We start from the raw sequence: 18500 nt of genomic DNA on the forward strand, positions 1-18500 counted from the left end.
TTCCAGTCCCATTTAACTGGCTTTGCGCGTTTGCTTTCACTATAAGGTGTATAGTGGGCAAACGCTTCTTTTTTTAGAATTATGGCCGCCAGTCCAAATCCAGCCGCCAATCCGAAAAAGTGGGCGACAGCATTGGTGGAAGGGGAAAAGAATGATGTGAGAAGGCTTAGGGCTAGAATAATAACAAGAACCTGCACATTAGCCTGACTAATTCTGCTTTTTCGGAAAAAGGCCATAAAAAGGTAGCAGCCGAACAAGCCGAAAATAGCTCCGGAAGCACCGACGTGGCTGTAATCAGGAGGCTGAATGAAATAGGTAGCCGCATTTCCGGCGATGCCTGATCCTAGGTAAATCAGTGCGAAACGTCCTTTTCCAAGCAATTCTTCCAGTGCAGGAGCGAATAATATAAGGGATAGAGTGTTAAAAAGCAAATGAGTAAAGCTCGCGTGAAGAAAAATCGGTGTGATCAATCTCCACCACTGTCCGTCTGATATGGCGGCATTGAATCCGTCAGCTTGTGAAAACCAGTAAGGGGCATCCTTGAATGGAAGTGAAAAAAATGCCCATAGAAGGATCTGCAGTCCTATAATGAAGGTGGTCAGCGGAAATTTGGCTATGAATGAAGAAAAGCTTTCAGTTCTGATAAACAATTGGACTCGCCCCCTTTAAATGTTTAGTTCATTTATATGGAACAGGACGATGAATAGTACAAGGGAAATGGAGAGGAGAAATGGATGATTACGGGGATTGGGTTAGATATAGTAGAGATAGAAAGGATTCGGGGTCTGGAAAATCGCCAGCCGCGATTTTCTGAAAGAATTTTAGGCAAAGATGAATTGCTAATTTATGAGCAGTTAACAGGCGTCCGCAAAACGGAGTTTCTAGCCGGCCGGTTTGCCTGCAAGGAAGCTTTTGCGAAGGCGACCGGACTAGGCATCGGAGAATCCCTGAGCTTTCAAGACATTCAAATTATTAAAGAGAACAGCGGAAAGCCCGCTGTTATAGCCTCAGGATTTCGGGACGCAAGGATTTTCGTGTCCATTACCCACACGAAGGAATACGCCGCTGCCCAGATTATCATCGAGAGCCTGTCAAGCTAGTCTGCATATTCACCCTGTCTGTCTCATATATTTGTATCGGAATGGGAGAGACAAGTGTTTTGGCACTGTTTTTCTTACACTTTTTTGTGAGATAAAGCAAAGGGGCTGAAAAAGGGTGAAAAGAAGCTTAAGTTTATTGCTGGTAGGGCTGATAGCTGTCTTTCTAATGTCTGCCTGCGGAAACAAATCCCAGAATGACGTAGTGAAAGGGCTGGATAAGAAGGTTGAGGATCTTGAGAGCTATAAAACGAATGCGAAAATGACGCTTCAGACGGGCAGCGAACCTCAAGTCTATGACGTGGAAATCTGGTACAAGGAGCCCTCCTTCTACCGTGTGAACCTGAAAAATCCTGCAAAAGAGCAAAGCCAGATGATCTTGCGCAATGAGGAAGGCGTATATGTCCTGACACCTTCTCTCAACAAAAGCTTCCGTTTCCAAAGCGACTGGCCGAAAAACAGCAGTCAGGCATATCTATTCGAATCTTTAGTGAAAGATATTATTTCTGACAAAGCAGCGGTCTTTAAAGCGACGGAAAAACAGTATGTATTTGAAACGAAAACCAACTATCAAAACAATTCCATGCTGCCGATGCAGGAAATAACGTTCAATAAGAAGGATTTGTCACCTGCAAGTGTAAAAGTGATGGATCCGGATCGCAATGCCCTAGTCACGGTCGAATTTAAAGACTTTGAATTCAACCCTTCCTTCGATAAAGATTCCTTCAATATGGAGAAAAACATGTCATTCGGCATGATGGACCTTCCGGCTGCCGCGCCGGTGGATAAAGAGCCTTTTGCTGTTAAATATCCGATGGAAATGCCGGAGGGAGTCAAGCTGATTCAGGAAAAAGAGCTTGAAACAAACAATGGCAAGCGAATCGTTATGACGTTCGCGGGCAAGAAGAACTTTACGATGATTCAGGAAAGAGCCAGAGTTTCCTCTTCAGCCAAGGCTGTGACGGTCAACGGGGATCCGGCCGATTTAGGATTTACAGTCGGTGCAATTAGTGAAAATTCCATCTCCTGGACTTCGGAGGGAGTGGAGTACATGATTGCTTCAGAGGATATGACTCCTGAAGAAATGATGAATGCCGCGAGGTCGGTTCAAGGACAAACTGCAAAATAATGCGAAAACAGGAAGGTGCGATTCGCGCCTTCCTTAAATTTTGTATAAGGGAATGCACCGCTTTAATCCGTTTGACAAGAGCCTGTTCATAGTCGGATAATCTTCTATAGCATGAATTTTGTCAGAGGATGTGTAGGGAATGAATGAGGGTCTTTCTTTTTATCGGGATACTTGGGCGGAAATTAATTTAGACGCCATTGAATATAATGTAAAGAGCATGATCCAGCATCTTGGTGAGGATGGTACCGTGATTGCAGTCGTCAAAGCGAATGCATACGGACACGGAGATTATGAGGTGGCTGAAACAGCCCTCCAGGCGGGAGCTCATATGCTGGCTGTTGCATTTATGGATGAAGGAATTGCGCTCCGGAAAAAAGGAATGCGCGCGCCGATTCTTGTCCTTGGAGCATCACGGCCTGAGGATGTACAAATCAGCATCGATTATGATCTTATGCTGACTGCGGTATCTCTCGATTGGGTTATGCAGGCAGAAAAATATGCAGCTGAAGGAGAGCTTACTTTCCATATCAAGCTGGATACAGGCATGGGACGCCTTGGCATCACAAAAAGAGAAGAGCTGGAGGCAGTGATTGAGTTTGTCCGAAAATCTGATCGAATGAAAATCGCCGGGATTTTCACGCATTTTGCAACAGCTGACGAACTGGATTCTGATTACGCGGAATATCAGTTTTCAGTTTTTGAAAAATTGATTGATGGACTTGCGGATCCGGAATGGATGATCCATTGTGCAAACAGTGCGGCCGGATTAAGATTTCCGAGCCGGATATTCAATACTGTAAGGCTTGGAATCTCCATGTATGGTCTTGCCCCTTCGGTGGAGCTCAAAGAAAAAATGCCCTATCCATTGGAAGAAGCCCTGTCTCTTCATACGAAACTGGTTCACGTTAAGAAAATAGCAAAAGGTGAAAAAGTCAGCTACGGGGCAGCCTATACAGCTCTGGAAGATGAATGGATCGGAACACTTCCTGTCGGATATGCAGACGGATGGATCCGGCGCCTGAAGGATTCCGAAGTGCTTGCTGACGGAATGAGGGTGCCGATAGTCGGCAGAATCTGCATGGATCAGTGCATGATTCGACTTCCTCGAAAAATGCCGATTGGAACAAAAGTTACCCTGATTGGAAGACAATCAGAAGAATATATTCCAATTGATGAAATCGCCGGGCGTCTGGAAACCATCAATTACGAAGTTCCTTGTATTTTGTCGGCCAGGGTCCCCCGTATGTTTTTGCGAAATAAGAGTATAATGGAAGTTAGGAACCCCATTATCCAATCATAATCGGCTGAAAAAAGGCTGATAGATGGGGATCAATCATGCTGCTGGCATTAAGAGATTATTTAGAAAATAGTTTGCTTCTCGCATCAATAGTGGTATGATTGACTATGGAATGGAATAACGGGTGTGCAAGTTTGGTGGAGGTGTATGTTTGTGTCTGAATCCAGCGCAACGACTGAAATTATGATCCGCTTACCGCAGACATTAGTGTCAGAATTGGACAGTCTTGTCAAACAAGAGAACGGAAATCGAAGCGAGCTTATTTATCAGGCGACAAAAATGTATCTTCGTGAACGCAAAAAGCGCCAGATTCGTGAATCCATGAGACGCGGATACATGGAAATGGCCAAGATTAACCTCAATATTGCTTCCGAAGCTTTCATGGCAGAATCAGAGGCTGATCATACCGTAGACCGCTTAGTAAGCGGAGGTTGATCCTTTGATTGTTAAACGCGGCGACGTTTATTTTGCTGACTTATCTCCTGTGGTGGGTTCTGAACAGGGAGGCGTTCGTCCAGTTTTAATCATTCAAAACGATATCGGCAACCGGTTTAGCCCCACTGTCATTGTTGCAGCTATTACTGCCCAAATCCAAAAGGCGAAATTGCCGACTCATGTCGAGATTGACGCAAAACGCTATGGTTTTGAACGGGACTCCGTCATTTTGCTGGAGCAAATCCGGACAATCGACAAACAGCGACTGACCGATAAGATTACTCATCTTGATGATGAAATGATGGATAAAGTGGACGAAGCCCTACAGATAAGCCTCGGACTTATTGATTTTTAATCGAATACCCAAAATAAAAAGGGAGTTGCTATATCCGGCGGCTCCCTTTTTATTTTATAATAAACATAATTAAACGCTGACTGTTATACCGGGAATGAGAGCATAACCCACAACTTGGAAACGAAGTTTTGACGGCACATTCCTTTTTTTTGTTTACATAAATAGGTATAATGTGATGAGTGTATATATTATCGATTTTAGGGAATAAGGGGGGATTTACATGAATCAGGAAGACAACCGGATTTTATCATTTATACGCGAAAATCAGACGGAGATTGCAGAAAGCTGGTTTGAAGCTCTTAAGGAATTGGATGACCGCAAATATTCAGAACTCATGTCAGATTCTGCTTATATGAATACAGCGCAGGATTTCATCATTCTTCTGCTTCAGCATATGGAGGGAACCGCTGAGAACCATGATCAGCTCGTAACCACCTTTTCTTCCCGTCTTGTACAAGCCGGCTGGTCGCTGACCTTTATTACAAAAGGTGTTAAGCAACTGGGGCTGATTATCTTTACTAAAATGACTGAGGGTACTTCCGAAGAGGATAAAATGAAATTGGTTTGGGAATTTGACCAGAATTTCTCCCCAATCACAGAAGAACTTTTGCTCGAATATGCCGCTTCATGGGAAAGAACTGTTTCGCTTCAGAAAATTGCGCTTCAGGAATTGTCCGCCCCGCTTATTCCTGTATTTGAACATATAACCGTGATGCCTCTGGTGGGAACGATTGATACCGAAAGAGCGAAACGCATCATGGAAAACTTGCTGGACGGTGTCGTTAAGCATCGTTCTCAGGTCGTTTTGATTGATATAACCGGAGTTCCGGTAGTAGATACAATGGTCGCTCATCACATTATTCAGGCCTCCGAGGCAGTGCGCCTGGTTGGAGCAAAATGCCTTCTTGTCGGCATTCGCCCTGAAATTGCCCAGACGATTGTGAATCTCGGAATTAACCTGAACCAGATTACAACGAAGAACTCACTTCAAAAAGGGATTGAAGCCGCTCTGGAAATGACAAATAGAAATATCGTTTCAACGGAGGAATTAGTATGAGAACGCCAAGAATACCCATATTAAAATTGAAAGATTGCCTTCTCATTTCAATTCAATGGGAATTGGACGATCAGACTGCTCTGCAATTTCAGGAAGACCTTCTTCATAAAATTCATGAAACGGGTGCCAACGGTGTCGTTATTGATTTGACTTCTGTTGATGTGATCGATTCATTTATTGCCAAAGTACTTGGAGATGTGATCAGCATGTCCAAGCTAATGGGTGCAACCGTCGTACTTACAGGTATTCAGCCTGCAGTAGCGATCACTCTGATCGAGCTCGGCATACAGCTTGAAGATGTGAGGACCGCATTGGATTTAGAAAAAGGACTTGAGACACTTCAGCAGGAATTGGGGGAATAGCCAATGGACAACCAATCCTGTGTAAAAATAGTGACGGAATGGGATATCGTTGCAGCGCGCCAGCTTGGGCGCAACGTAGCGAAAGAGCTTGGTTTCGGAACTGTGGACCAGGCGAGAATTACCACCGCCATATCTGAATTGGCTAGAAATATTTATTTATATGCTGGCCAGGGTCAGCTTTGCATTGAACAGATTGAAGAGTACGGAAAAAGAGGACTGAAAATAATAGCCATTGATAGTGGTCCCGGAATCCCTGATATCCGTAAAGTCATGGAAGACGGCTTTTCAACTTCAGGAGGACTCGGTGCCGGATTGCCAGGTGTTAAACGGCTGATGGATGAATTCAACATTCAGTCTGCTTCTGGGGAAGGGACCGACATTCGAGCGGTCAAATGGCTTCGCTAGGAGGCTGGCCTTATGGAATTCAAGGAAGTTGTAGAAACTAAATATAGAGAGCTGCTACACAATTATATAAGCGAACTAACAGAAACAGCATTATATCAGGGACAAAAATTCAGCAGACAAACACTTCAGCAGCAAATTCCTCCTGAGGAAATTGTCAGTATTCACCGGAAAGTTCTTCAGGAACTGTATCCGGATATCCAGGATGATGTGCTGAATTCTCTTGATTTTCTCCTTGAAGTGATGATGGGGTATGGTCTTGCTTATCAGGAGCATCAAATCCTGAGAGATAAGCAGCTCGAGATTAAGTCGGAGATTGAAATTGCCGCGAATGTTCAGCAGACACTGCTGGAAACGAAAATTCCGAACTGCAAGGAACTGGATATCGGGGCAGTGAGTATGCCATCCAAACAGATGAATGGAGATTATCACCATTTTGTTCAGGATGAGAATCACATAAGCATTGCACTGGCCGATGTCATTGGAAAAGGAATTCCGGCTGCTTTATGTATGTCGATGATTAAATACACGATGGACAGCCTTCCGGAATCCAGAAAGGATCCTGGCTTTGTGCTGGAAAACCTCAACCGTGTAGTTGAACAGAACGTGGATCCGAGTATGTTTATTACGATGTTCTACGGAATGTACGATTTGCATAGCCATTTGTTTTCATTTGCATCAGCTGGGCATGAGCCCGGTTTTTATTATTCTAAGCAGGAAGATGTTTTCCATGACCTTGATGCCAGAGGACTTGTACTTGGTGTGGATCAGAACGTGAAATACAAGCAATACGATAAAAAAGTGGAATGCGGAGACATGATTGTCCTCTTATCTGACGGCGTTTCCGAAAGCAGATCTGAAGATGGCTTTGTGGAGAGATCCGAGATTTCTGATTTAATCAGAAAATACGAGCACCTTCCGGCTCAGAAGATTGCGGATACGATTTATCAGGAGTTTTTATCTATGCAGGATTTTCAGCTAAGGGATGATTTTACCTTTATTATTATCCGCAGAAATGTTTAATAGTATTTGGAAACGGGTAGGAAACTAGTAGCATAAATCGTACTGTCTGAGGTGAATTTTAATGAATTTAAAAACAACGATTGAGAATATGGAACAAATGACGAAAGTAACGGTTTCAGGAGAAATTGATGCTTATACAGCGCCAAAGCTTAGAGAAGAGCTGCTGCCGCTTGCAGAACAAACCAAACCGCAACTTGTGATCAGTCTGCGTGATGTATCATATATGGATAGTACAGGACTCGGCGTATTTGTCGGACTTTTAAAAACGGTAAGGAAAAATGAAGGCGAGCTCCGTCTTGTTGAACTTTCCGACCGTCTCGAAAGGTTGTTTACAATCACTGGACTTAATGACATCATCGATATTTCATCAAAAGCAGAAGGTGGGGTACAATGAATTCAGTAGTGGATTACATTGAAATGAAGATTCCTGCAAGACCTGAATATGTAGGCATTGTCCGCCTTACTCTCTCAGGGATTGCCAGCCGCATGGGTTATTCTTACGATGAGATTGAAGATCTTAAAATCGCTACAAGTGAAGCTTGCACAAACGCTGTGCAGCATGCATATAAGAATGTTGATAAAGGCGAAGTGACCATTGGTTTTGGGTTATATGAAGACCGGCTTGAAGTAATGGTTTCTGATACTGGACAGAGCTTTAATTTTGAAGAGAAGAAGAAGGAATTAGGACCTTATTCTTCAAATGCCAGTGTGGATTCCCTGCCGGAAGGAGGGTTAGGCCTTTATTTGATGGAAACGCTCATGGATGAGGTCCGTGTGCAAATCAGCACTGGAGTCACCGTATTTTTAACCAAGTTTTTAATCGGGGAGCGGGTGAACCATGACACAACCGTCACAAACTACGAAGCTAACTAAGGAACAAGTAAATGATCTGATAACCGCTTACCAGGAAACACAGGATGATCAGGCTCAAACGGATTTGGTCCATCATTATAGAGGTCTAGTTGAAACCCTTGCAAAAAAATACTCCCGGGGGAAAAGCTTTCATGAAGACTTGCTTCAGGTGGGGATGATCGGCCTTTTAGGCGCGATCAGGAGATACGATTCTGAAGTAGGGAAGTCGTTTGAAGCTTTTGCAATCCCAACAATAATCGGAGAAATTAAAAGATTCCTTCGCGACAAGACATGGAGCGTCCATGTACCGCGAAGAATCAAAGAGCTCGGACCGAAGATTAAGGCGGCTGTAGATGAGCTGACCAATACTCTTCAGCGTTCGCCGAAAGTGTATGAAATTGCTGAATACCTGGAAGTGACAGAGGAAGAAGTGCTGGAAACGATGGAGATGGGAAAAAGCTATCAGGCTTTATCTGTGGACCATTCGATAGAAGCAGATCCTGACGGCAGCACGGTGACCATTCTTGATATCGTTGGCTCTCAGGACGATGGATTCGAACGTGTGAATCAGCGTATGATGCTTGAGAGTGTGCTCCATGTCCTTTCTGAACGGGAAAAGCAAATTATTCAGCTGACGTTTATTGAAAACAAAAGCCAGAAAGAAGCAGGAGAGGAACTGGGTATTTCTCAAATGCATGTTTCAAGGCTTCAGCGCAGAGCCATCCATAAGCTGAAGGAAGCTTTGGCAGCAGATAAATCTTTGGAGTATTATCAATGATTGAGCGGGAAACAAATGAACGAATTCGCGCTTTGGCCTTTCAGCTTCAAAAAAAAGGAAAAGTTCTCTGCGGAGACAGCTTCTTTATGAAAACAACAGATGAATATTTTATTTGTTCTCTTGCGGACGGGCTGGGCAGCGGAGGATTGGCACATGAATCATCTCAGGCAATCAGTGATTTGGTGGAAATGCACCATGAAGAAGATGTCGAGCAGCTATTAATCCGCTGTAATCAGGCATTGAAGGAAAAGCGCGGTGCAACAGTTGCTATTTTTAAAATGACGTTTGCAGATCAGCAGCTAGCCTATGGATCGATTGGAAATATACGTTTTGTACTGTATAATCCAGCGGGAGACTTCGTCTATCCTCTGCCTGTCCTCGGGTACATGTCCGGCAAACCTCAAAAATTTAAAATCAACTCTTATTCCTATCAGCCGGGTGCTAAATTTATTGTCCATTCGGATGGGCTGAAAATCTCGGCTGTTAAATCATTGCTTAGAGATAATGATACTGTAGAACATTTATCAGAAGCATTAGAATCATACACGCTCAATCGTGACGATGATTTAACCTATATAGTCGGTCAAATTTTTTAAAACACTTAAAAAATTGGCCGGCTATTTATTTTGCTGTCTGTTTGTTAAAACAACAATGTCTATCGAAAATAGCCTTTCTCAAAAAAATGAAGGCTCACGGCCCGCCATGCTGAAACCGAACTACCTGGAGTGGAAATCAGCCATTCCCAATCTTTACAAAGGTTGCGAAACCAGCCTTATTTTTTGTTATGATAGATACATCTCGCTAATCGGAGGCTGTGTACGATGGAACTGGAAAATCAGGAACGTTTATTAAAATTACTGACTGAAAACTTGAAAATTCCTTATAAGCAAGTGAAAAGTGTCATTGCCCTTCTTGAAGAAGGAAACACGGTACCCTTTATCGCTCGTTACCGTAAAGAGATGACAGGTGCGCTGGATGAGGTGCAGATCAGAGACATTTCTGAATCGTGGCAATACATGCTTAACCTTGAAGGCAGAAAAGCGGAAGTAATCCGCTTAATTGAAGAGCAAGGCAAATTAACGGATGAACTGAAAAAAGACATTGCAGCTGCTGTAAAACTTCAGCAGGTGGAGGATTTATACAGACCTTACAAACAAAAAAGACGTACAAAGGCTACAGCTGCGAAGGAAAAAGGGCTTGAGCCGCTCGCGGAGTGGATTATGCAGCTGCCAGCCTCTGAAAAACCGGAACAAAAGGCTAAAGACTTCATAGATGCTGATAAAGGTGTCGAAACAGCGGAAGATGCTTTGCAGGGAGCGAAGGATATCATAGCAGAGAAAATAGCGGACGAACCAGCCTATAGAAAGTGGATTCGGGAGCAATCGTTCAAAAAAGGCATGATTGTCACTGCAGCCAAAGACAAAGAGAAGGATGAAAAGAATGTCTTTGAGATGTATTACGATTATGAGGAGCCTGTCCAAAAAGCGGCACCCCATCGGGTACTGGCTATGAACCGCGGAGAGAAAGAGGATATCCTACGCATATCAGTGAAAACCCCTGCTGACCAAATGCTGGCCTATCTGATCAGACAGGAGCTTGGTTCTAAGCACACCACAGGGAAACAGCTAATGGAAGAAGCGATTGAGGATGCTTATAAACGCTTGATTGAGCCTTCTGTTGAACGGGAAATCAGAAAAGAACTGACGGAAAAAGCCGATGCACAGGCTATTCATATCTTTTCGGAAAACCTAAGAAACCTGCTGCTTCAGCCTCCTTTGAAAGGAAGGGTGGTTCTTGGTCTGGATCCGGCATACCGGACAGGATGCAAGCTTGCGGTTGTCAGTGAAACCGGAAAGGTGCTTCACATCGGGGTAATTTATCCGCACGCACCGGTTAATAAGCGGGAAGAAGCGCTGCAAACCATTCTTAAACTGATTGATGACTATCAAATTGAAGTAATTGCTGTCGGGAATGGAACGGCATCGAGAGAGAGTGAACAGCTCGCAGCCGATGCCATCCAGCAATCCGGAAAAGATTTAGCGTATCTTATTGTGAATGAAGCCGGAGCGAGTGTATACTCGGCCTCTGATTTAGCAAGAGAGGAGTTCCCTGACCTGAAAGTAGAGGAAAGAAGTGCGGTTTCCATTGCGAGAAGACTTCAGGATCCACTCGCTGAACTTGTCAAAATTGATCCGAAATCGGTTGGCGTCGGTCAATATCAGCATGATGTAAGCCAGAAAAACCTGAACGAATCCCTGACATTTGTTGTGGAAACAGTGGTGAACAGAGTTGGAGTGAACGTAAACACCGCTTCGCCAGCCCTGCTTCAATACGTATCCGGTCTTTCAAAGACGGTTGCTCAAAACATTGTGAAAAAGCGGGAAGAGCTAGGAAAAATTACAAGCAGAACCCAGCTCAAAGGGATTCCCCGTTTAGGTGCAAAGACATATGAACAGGCAGTAGGCTTCCTTCGGGTAATTGATGGAGATCAGCCGCTAGACCGGACGTCCATTCACCCTGAAAGCTATAAAGTAGTAACGGCGCTGTTAATGCACTTGGATACTACGTATGACGAACTGGGCAGCGAAAGCCTCAAGGAAAAAATAAAGAACCTGGATATAAAAGAAGCTTCAGCTGAATTTGGCGTAGGGGAGCTGACACTAAAAGATATATGTGATGCATTGGTTCAGCCCGGACGCGATCCCCGTGATGAAGTTGCGAAGCCTCTGCTGAAGAAAAATGTATTAAAGCTTGAGGATCTGAGCAAAGGATTGGAACTTCAGGGAACGGTAAGGAATGTAGTTGATTTCGGCGCTTTCGTGGATATTGGAGTAAAACAGGACGGTCTTGTTCACATATCAAAACTGAGCCGGCAGTATGTAAAGCATCCGCTGGATGTTGTGAGCGTAGGCGACGTTGTGACCGTTTGGGTAGACTCAGTTGACGTTCATAAAGGAAGAGTTTCATTAACCATGCTGTCTGATCAATAAAAAAATTCAAGAACCGAGAAAACACTGCTCCCGATTAGCAGTGTTTTTTTCTGTAAAAATACCAGCACTGATTCAGCAGCTTTATCTGATAGCAATTTTTTTCATGAAAAGCACGCATCATCTGATTTTTTAACCATGATGGCATTGCTCATACCTCCTTAATCGTTATAATGGAGTATGGGTATTAGCTAATGTATGCAAAGAATAAATGTCCTGTTCTTTGAACAAGGCTGAATAGAGAAAGGTGTTGCATTCCTATGGATCAGCAGCAGCTGCAAATGCTTGTCGAAGAAATATCTTCCAAGTATTTTAATAAACCATTTACCCATAATGCGGTATTCAATAACAGACTCAGATCAACTGGCGGAAGATACATGCTCTCGTCCCACAATATTGAAATCAATCCTAAGCAGCTTGATGAGCATGGCAAAGAGGAGATTGAGGGCATTATTAAGCACGAGCTCTGCCACTACCATCTTCATCTAGAGGGAAAAGGATACCGTCATCGGGATCCGGACTTCAGGATATTGATGAAACAGGTTGGAGCACCCCGTTTTTGTACGCCTATACCATCTCTGAAATCCCAAAAGCCGCTTCATTTATATAAATGCAAGGAATGTCTTCAGCGCTTTGAACGCAAACGGCGAATGGATACGAAGAAGTATGTATGCGGAAAGTGTGGAGGGCGGATTAAACAGATGATTTAGGTGTTGACGACCGTTGGTATGTATGGTAAATTATAAAAGCCGTCGTTGAGAGACGGGCTCAATAATTTAATTGTTGAATAATAGTATTGACTTTGAGTCATAATTTACCTATAATAAAGAAAGTCTGCTATTTGTTATTCCGCAGTAGCTCAGTGGTAGAGCTATCGGCTGTTAACCGATCGGTCGCAGGTTCGAGTCCTGCCTGCGGAGCCATATTTTTATTAGGCAGTACACAGATGGGGAAGTACTCAAGTGGCTGAAGAGGCGCCCCTGCTAAGGGTGTAGGTCGCGTAAGCGGCGCGAGGGTTCAAATCCCTCCTTCTCCGCCATCTTATTTTTAATATGGCCCGTTGGTCAAGCGGTTAAGACACCGCCCTTTCACGGCGGTAACACGGGTTCGAATCCCGTACGGGTCATTTATTGTTTTCGGACAAGTTTTGATGCGTACAGAGGATAAATTCCTGTGGACGAATTAAGAATAGTGGGCTATAGCCAAGCGGTAAGGCAACGGACTTTGACTCCGTCATGCGTTGGTTCGAATCCAGCTAGCCCAGCCATCCGAGCCATTAGCTCAGTCGGTAGAGCATCTGACTTTTAATCAGAGGGTCGAAGGTTCGAGTCCTTCATGGCTCACCATTTACATTTTAATATGCGGGTGTGGCGGAATTGGCAGACGCACTAGACTTAGGATCTAGCGCCTTACGGCGTGGGGGTTCGACTCCCTTCACCCGCACTTTATTTCACTTAACATGCGGTCGTGGCGGAATGGCAGACGCGCTAGGTTGAGGGCCTAGTGGGGGCAACCCCGTGGAAGTTCGACTCTTCTCGGCCGCACCAAAAAACATTTTTAAAAAAGTGTTGACAAAAAAATAACGATTTGATATTATATATAAGTCGCCGATGCGCCCGTAGCTCAATTGGATAGAGCATTTGACTACGAATCAAAAGGTTAGAGGTTCGAGTCCTCTCGGGCGCGCCATATAAACTTGCGGTTGCGGGAAGTAGCTCAGCTTGGTAGAGCACTTGGTTTGGGACCAAGGGGTCGCAGGTTCGAATCCTGTCTTCCCGACCAGAAGTATACATATAATAATGCGGGTGTAGTTTAATGGTAAAACCTCAGCCTTCCAAGCTGATGTCGTGGGTTCGATTCCCATCACCCGCTCCATTTTTGCAAATGATCTTTGAAAACTAAACAAATCGAAGTGCCAACGTTAATTCTAGAGCAACAAACAAGAGCTAGTCAAACTATTTTTTGGAGAGTTTGATCCTGGCTCAGGACGAACGCTGGCGGCGTGCCTAATACATGCAAGTCGAGCGGACCTCTTCGGAGGTCAGCGGCGGACGGGTGAGTAACACGTGGGCAACCTGCCTGTAAGACTGGGATAACTCCGGGAAACCGGAGCTAATACCGGATAACTTTTCGAACCGCATGGTTCGAAGATAAAAGACGGTTATGCTGTCACTTACAGATGGGCCCGCGGCGCATTAGCTAGTTGGTGAGGTAATGGCTCACCAAGGCGACGATGCGTAGCCGACCTGAGAGGGTGATCGGCCACACTGGGACTGAGACACGGCCCAGACTCCTACGGGAGGCAGCAGTAGGGAATCTTCCGCAATGGACGAAAGTCTGACGGAGCAACGCCGCGTGAGTGATGAAGGTTTTCGGATCGTAAAGCTCTGTTGTTAGGGAAGAACAAGTGCGGGAGTCACTGCCCGCGCCTTGACGGTACCTAACCAGAAAGCCACGGCTAACTACGTGCCAGCAGCCGCGGTAATACGTAGGTGGCAAGCGTTGTCCGGAATTATTGGGCGTAAAGCGCGCGCAGGCGGTCTTTTAAGTCTGATGTGAAAGCCCCCGGCTCAACCGGGGAGGGTCATTGGAAACTGGAGGACTTGAGTACAGAAGAGGAGAGTGGAATTCCACGTGTAGCGGTGAAATGCGTAGAGATGTGGAGGAACACCAGTGGCGAAGGCGACTCTCTGGTCTGTAACTGACGCTGAGGCGCGAAAGCGTGGGGAGCGAACAGGATTAGATACCCTGGTAGTCCACGCCGTAAACGATGAGTGCTAAGTGTTAGAGGGTTTCCGCCCTTTAGTGCTGCAGCTAACGCATTAAGCACTCCGCCTGGGGAGTACGGTCGCAAGACTGAAACTCAAAGGAATTGACGGGGGCCCGCACAAGCGGTGGAGCATGTGGTTTAATTCGAAGCAACGCGAAGAACCTTACCAGGTCTTGACATCCTCTGCCACTTCTAGAGATAGAAGGTTCCCCTTCGGGGGACAGAGTGACAGGTGGTGCATGGTTGTCGTCAGCTCGTGTCGTGAGATGTTGGGTTAAGTCCCGCAACGAGCGCAACCCTTGATCTTAGTTGCCAGCATTCAGTTGGGCACTCTAAGGTGACTGCCGGTGACAAACCGGAGGAAGGTGGGGATGACGTCAAATCATCATGCCCCTTATGACCTGGGCTACACACGTGCTACAATGGATGGTACAAAGGGCTGCAAAACCGCGAGGTTAAGCGAATCCCATAAAACCATTCTCAGTTCGGATTGCAGGCTGCAACTCGCCTGCATGAAGCCGGAATCGCTAGTAATCGCGGATCAGCATGCCGCGGTGAATACGTTCCCGGGCCTTGTACACACCGCCCGTCACACCACGAGAGTTTACAACACCCGAAGTCGGTGGGGTAACCCGTAAGGGAGCCAGCCGCCTAAGGTGGGGCAGATGATTGGGGTGAAGTCGTAACAAGGTAGCCGTATCGGAAGGTGCGGCTGGATCACCTCCTTTCTAAGGAAGAATTATCAGCACCCATGTGGTGCACAATTAACGGACGCACTTCGATTTTGTTTAGTTTTGAGAGATCATTCTCTCTATAAACTTGTTCTTTGAAAACTAGATAACGATATGAATGTCAAACATTCACACGAGTAAGCAAGTAACCTTACGATTTTCTTCTGCGCTTGCGTATGAAGAGAACATCAAGTCTGAAAACATCTGTTTTCAGCTCTAACGAAGATAACTTCCGTTATCAGGTTAAGTTAGAAAGGGCGCACGGTGGATGCCTTGGCACTAGGAGCCGATGAAGGACGGTACGAACACCGATATGCTTCGGGGAGCTGTAAGTAAGCGTTGATCCGGAGATTTCCGAATGGGGAAACCCGCTGCTCGTAATGGAGCAGCATCCTGATCTGAATACATAGGATCTGGAAGGCAGACCCGGGGAACTGAAACATCTAAGTACCCGGAGGAAGAGAAAGCAATAGCGATTCCCTGAGTAGCGGCGAGCGAAACGGGATTAGCCCAAACCAGAAGGCTTGCCTTCTGGGGTTGTAGGACACTCAACACGGAGTTACAAAGGAACGGGGTAGAAGAAGCGGTCTGGAAAGGCCCGCCAAAGAAGGTAACAGCCCTGTAGTCGAAACTTCGTTCCCTCCTGAGTGGATCCTGAGTACGGCGGGACACGAGAAATCCCGTCGGAAGCAGGGAGGACCATCTCCCAAGGCTAAATACTCCCTAGTGACCGATAGTGAACCAGTACCGTGAGGGAAAGGTGAAAAGCACCCCGGAAGGGGAGTGAAACAGATCCTGAAACCGTGTGCCTACAAGTAGTCAGAGCCCGTTAACGGGTGATGGCGTGCCTTTTGTAGAATGAACCGGCGAGTTACGATTACGTGCAAGGTTAAGTTGAAAAGACGGAGCCGCAGCGAAAGCGAGTCTGAATAGGGCGATTGAGTACGTGGTCGTAGACCCGAAACCAGGTGATCTACCCATGTCCAGGGTGAAGTTCAGGTAACACTGAATGGAGGCCCGAACCCACGCACGTTGAAAAGTGCGGGGATGAGGTGTGGGTAGCGGAGAAATTCCAATCGAACCTGGAGATAGCTGGTTCTCTCCGAAATAGCTTTAGGGCTAGCCTCATAGTAAGAGTCTTGGAGGTAGAGCACTGATTGGACTAGGGGCCCTCATCGGGTTACCGAATTCAGTCAAACTCCGAATGCCAAAGACTTATCTATGGGAGTCAGACTGCGAGTGATAAGATCCGTAGTCGAAAGGGAAACAGCCCAGACCACCAGCTAAGGTCCCCAAGTATCCGTTAAGTGGAAAAGGATGTGGGGTTGCTTAGACAACCAGGATGTTGGCTTAGAAGCAGCCACCATTTAAAGAGTGCGTAATAGCTCACTGGTCGAGTGACCCTGCGCCGAAAATGTACCGGGGCTAAACGGATCACCGAAGCTGTGGACTGTTCTTACGAACAGTGGTAGGAGAGCGTTCTAAGGGCTGAGAAGCCAGACCGGAAGGACTGGTGGAGCGCTTAGAAGTGAGAATGCCGGTATGAGTAGCGAAAGAGGGGTGAGAATCCCCTCCACCGAATGCCTAAGGTTTCCTGAGGAAGGCTCGTCCGCTCAGGGTTAGTCGGGACCTAAGCCGAGGCCGAAAGGCGTAGGCGATGGACAACAGGTTGAGATTCCTGTACCACCTCTTTTCCGTTTGAGCAATGGAGGGACGCAGGAGGATAGGGTAAGCGCGCTGTTGGATATGCGCGTCCAAGCAGGTAGGCTCAAGGGATAGGCAAATCCGTCCCTTGGTTAAGGCTGAGCTGTGATGGCGAGGGAAATTAAGTACCGAAGTTCCTGATTCCACACTGCCTAGAAAAGCTTCTAGCGAGGAAAATGGTGCCCGTACCGCAAACCGACACAGGTAGGCGAGGAGAGAATCCTAAGGTGATCGAGAGAACTCTCGTTAAGGAACTCGGCAAAATGACCCCGTAACTTCGGGAGAAGGGGTGCTCTTTAGGGTGAATAGCCTTGAAGAGCCGCAGTGAATAGGCCCAGGCGACTGTTTAGCAAAAACACAGGTCTCTGCGAAGCCGCAAGGCGAAGTATAGGGGCTGACGCCTGCCCGGTGCTGGAAGGTTAAGAGGAGAGGTTAGCGCAAGCGAAGCTTTGAATTGAAGCCCCAGTAAACGGCGGCCGTAACTATAACGGTCCTAAGGTAGCGAAATTCCTTGTCGGGTAAGTTCCGACCCGCACGAAAGGCGTAACGATCTGGGCACTGTCTCAACGAGAGACTCGGTGAAATTATAGTACCTGTGAAGATGCAGGTTACCCGCGACAGGACGGAAAGACCCCGTGGAGCTTTACTGCAGCCTGATATTGAATTTTGGCACAGCTTGTACAGGATAGGTAGGAGCCTTGGAAACCGGAGCGCCAGCTTCGGTGGAGGCATTGGTGGGATACTACCCTGGCTGTGTTGAACTTCTAACCCGCGGCCCTGATCGGGCCGGGAGACAGTGTCAGGCGGGCAGTTTGACTGGGGCGGTCGCCTCCTAAAATGTAACGGAGGCGCCCAAAGGTTCCCTCAGAATGGTTGGAAATCATTCGCAGAGTGTAAAGGCACAAGGGAGCTTGACTGCGAGACCTACAAGTCGAGCAGGGACGAAAGTCGGGCTTAGTGATCCGGTGGTTCCGCATGGAAGGGCCATCGCTCAACGGATAAAAGCTACCCCGGGGATAACAGGCTTATCTCCCCCAAGAGTCCACATCGACGGGGAGGTTTGGCACCTCGATGTCGGCTCATCGCATCCTGGGGCTGTAGTCGGTCCCAAGGGTTGGGCTGTTCGCCCATTAAAGCGGTACGCGAGCTGGGTTCAGAACGTCGTGAGACAGTTCGGTCCCTATCCGTCGCGGGCGCAGGAAATTTGAGAGGAGCTGTCCTTAGTACGAGAGGACCGGGATGGACGCACCGCTGGTGTACCAGTTGTCTTGCCAAAGGCATCGCTGGGTAGCTATGTGCGGACGGGATAAGTGCTGAAAGCATCTAAGCATGAAGCCCCCTCAAGATGAGATTTCCCATCGCAAGAGTAAGACCCCTGGAAGATGACCAGGTTGATAGGTTCGAGGTGGAAGCGTGGTGACACGTGCAGCTGACGAATACTAATCGGTCGAGGACTTAACCTTTATTCAAGTAAGGCTGCTTCACTCGTGCAGCAATCGTTATCTAGTTTTGAAAGAGCAA

General features: G+C 46.5%; 16 protein-coding genes, 10 tRNA genes, 2 rRNA genes and 1 pseudogene. 27 read left to right on the forward strand and 2 right to left on the reverse strand.

The features are described from left to right. Positions 1-65 precede the first annotated feature (65 nt). Positions 66-650 (reverse strand): annotated as a pseudogene (locus tag J9317_RS01450) (rhomboid family intramembrane serine protease); the annotation flags it as partial. Positions 651-734: 84 nt separating this feature from the next. On the opposite strand from J9317_RS01450, the gene acpS reads away from it, so the two are divergent. The 14 genes from acpS (at position 735) to J9317_RS01520 (ending at position 11777) form a co-directional block, all read left to right on the forward strand. Next, on the forward strand, positions 735-1100 hold the full coding sequence (gene acpS / locus J9317_RS01455) for a holo-ACP synthase (protein WP_211555925.1): 366 nt from the start codon (positions 735-737) through the stop codon (positions 1098-1100). A gap of 115 nt (positions 1101-1215) precedes the next feature. Continuing rightward, the gene (locus tag J9317_RS01460; protein ID WP_211555927.1) at positions 1216-2226 is read left to right on the forward strand and encodes a LolA family protein; all 1011 of its coding nucleotides are present in this window, start codon (positions 1216-1218) and stop codon (positions 2224-2226) included. A 139-nt stretch (positions 2227-2365) separates the two neighbouring features. After that, entirely contained in the window at positions 2366-3526 is a 1161-nt protein-coding gene (gene alr / locus J9317_RS01465) for an alanine racemase (protein WP_211555929.1), read from the forward strand. A gap of 150 nt (positions 3527-3676) precedes the next feature. Next, complete coding sequence (locus tag J9317_RS01470) at positions 3677-3958, forward strand: CopG family ribbon-helix-helix protein (protein ID WP_035404384.1); 282 nt, start codon at positions 3677-3679, stop codon at positions 3956-3958. Between the two features lie 4 nt (positions 3959-3962). Continuing rightward, on the forward strand, positions 3963-4313 hold the full coding sequence (gene ndoA / locus J9317_RS01475; RefSeq protein WP_035404386.1) for a type II toxin-antitoxin system endoribonuclease NdoA: 351 nt from the start codon (positions 3963-3965) through the stop codon (positions 4311-4313). A 220-nt stretch (positions 4314-4533) separates the two neighbouring features. Further along, positions 4534-5370 carry an STAS domain-containing protein gene (locus J9317_RS01480; RefSeq protein WP_211555930.1) on the forward strand — a complete coding sequence of 279 codons (837 nt, stop codon included), beginning with the start codon at positions 4534-4536 and terminating at the stop codon, positions 5368-5370. Beyond that, on the forward strand, positions 5367-5732 hold the full coding sequence (locus tag J9317_RS01485) for an STAS domain-containing protein (protein WP_211555932.1): 366 nt from the start codon (positions 5367-5369) through the stop codon (positions 5730-5732). The genes J9317_RS01480 and J9317_RS01485 overlap by 4 nt, the downstream gene beginning before the upstream one ends. 3 nt (positions 5733-5735) lie before the next feature. Continuing rightward, positions 5736-6137 (forward strand): anti-sigma regulatory factor, encoded by a 402-nt coding sequence (locus tag J9317_RS01490; RefSeq protein ID WP_035404394.1) that lies wholly within the window; start codon positions 5736-5738, stop codon positions 6135-6137. A gap of 12 nt (positions 6138-6149) precedes the next feature. Further along, a complete protein-coding gene (locus J9317_RS01495; protein ID WP_211555934.1) occupies positions 6150-7157 on the forward strand; it encodes a PP2C family protein-serine/threonine phosphatase in 1008 nt (335 codons plus the stop codon). A gap of 61 nt (positions 7158-7218) precedes the next feature. Next, on the forward strand, positions 7219-7551 hold the full coding sequence (locus tag J9317_RS01500) for an anti-sigma factor antagonist (RefSeq protein ID WP_035404398.1): 333 nt from the start codon (positions 7219-7221) through the stop codon (positions 7549-7551). Next, entirely contained in the window at positions 7548-8030 is a 483-nt protein-coding gene (gene rsbW, locus J9317_RS01505; RefSeq protein WP_211555936.1) for an anti-sigma B factor RsbW, read from the forward strand. The genes J9317_RS01500 and rsbW overlap by 4 nt, the downstream gene beginning before the upstream one ends. Beyond that, positions 7996-8787 (forward strand): RNA polymerase sigma factor SigB, encoded by a 792-nt coding sequence (gene sigB, locus J9317_RS01510; protein WP_211555938.1) that lies wholly within the window; start codon positions 7996-7998, stop codon positions 8785-8787. Before rsbW ends, sigB begins: the two co-directional genes overlap by 35 nt. Continuing rightward, complete coding sequence (locus J9317_RS01515) at positions 8784-9383, forward strand: PP2C family serine/threonine-protein phosphatase (protein WP_211555941.1); 600 nt, start codon at positions 8784-8786, stop codon at positions 9381-9383. The genes sigB and J9317_RS01515 overlap by 4 nt, the downstream gene beginning before the upstream one ends. A gap of 225 nt (positions 9384-9608) precedes the next feature. Beyond that, positions 9609-11777, forward strand: a complete 2169-nt coding sequence (locus J9317_RS01520) for a Tex family protein (RefSeq protein ID WP_211555943.1) — start codon at positions 9609-9611, stop codon at positions 11775-11777. A 34-nt stretch (positions 11778-11811) separates the two neighbouring features. On the opposite strand, the gene cmpA is transcribed toward J9317_RS01520, so the two are convergent. Continuing rightward, complete coding sequence (cmpA, locus tag J9317_RS01525; RefSeq protein ID WP_123913341.1) at positions 11812-11922, reverse strand: cortex morphogenetic protein CmpA; 111 nt, start codon at positions 11920-11922, stop codon at positions 11812-11814. Positions 11923-12034: 112 nt separating this feature from the next. Here cmpA and J9317_RS01530 point away from each other — a divergent pair, with 112 nt between their 5' ends. The 13 genes from J9317_RS01530 to J9317_RS01590 all read left to right on the forward strand — a co-directional run bounded on the left by J9317_RS01530 (position 12035) and on the right by J9317_RS01590 (position 18442). Next, entirely contained in the window at positions 12035-12484 is a 450-nt protein-coding gene (locus tag J9317_RS01530; protein WP_211555945.1) for a SprT family protein, read from the forward strand. A 138-nt stretch (positions 12485-12622) separates the two neighbouring features. Next, a tRNA-Asn gene (locus tag J9317_RS01535) sits at positions 12623-12697 on the forward strand. Between the two features lie 25 nt (positions 12698-12722). Then, positions 12723-12813, forward strand: a tRNA-Ser gene (locus tag J9317_RS01540). 15 nt (positions 12814-12828) lie between these two features. Continuing rightward, a tRNA-Glu gene (locus J9317_RS01545) sits at positions 12829-12900 on the forward strand. A gap of 66 nt (positions 12901-12966) precedes the next feature. Further along, positions 12967-13041: transfer RNA gene (locus tag J9317_RS01550), tRNA-Gln, on the forward strand. 3 nt (positions 13042-13044) lie between these two features. Then, positions 13045-13120 (forward strand) — tRNA-Lys (locus tag J9317_RS01555). Between the two features lie 15 nt (positions 13121-13135). Further along, positions 13136-13217, forward strand: a tRNA-Leu gene (locus J9317_RS01560). Between the two features lie 18 nt (positions 13218-13235). Further along, positions 13236-13321, forward strand: a tRNA-Leu gene (locus J9317_RS01565). A 65-nt stretch (positions 13322-13386) separates the two neighbouring features. Then, positions 13387-13463: transfer RNA gene (locus J9317_RS01570), tRNA-Arg, on the forward strand. Positions 13464-13479: 16 nt separating this feature from the next. Then, positions 13480-13556 (forward strand) — tRNA-Pro (locus J9317_RS01575). A gap of 19 nt (positions 13557-13575) precedes the next feature. Further along, positions 13576-13649: transfer RNA gene (locus J9317_RS01580), tRNA-Gly, on the forward strand. 84 nt (positions 13650-13733) lie between these two features. Continuing rightward, positions 13734-15272 (forward strand): 16S ribosomal RNA (locus tag J9317_RS01585). Between the two features lie 244 nt (positions 15273-15516). Further along, positions 15517-18442, forward strand: a 23S ribosomal RNA gene (locus J9317_RS01590). Together the 16S and 23S rRNA genes with 10 tRNA genes alongside form the textbook arrangement of a ribosomal RNA operon. Positions 18443-18500 lie beyond the last annotated feature (58 nt).

The organism is Metabacillus flavus (assembly GCF_018283675.1).
GTDB lineage: Bacteria > Bacillota > Bacilli > Bacillales > Bacillaceae > Metabacillus_B > Metabacillus_B flavus.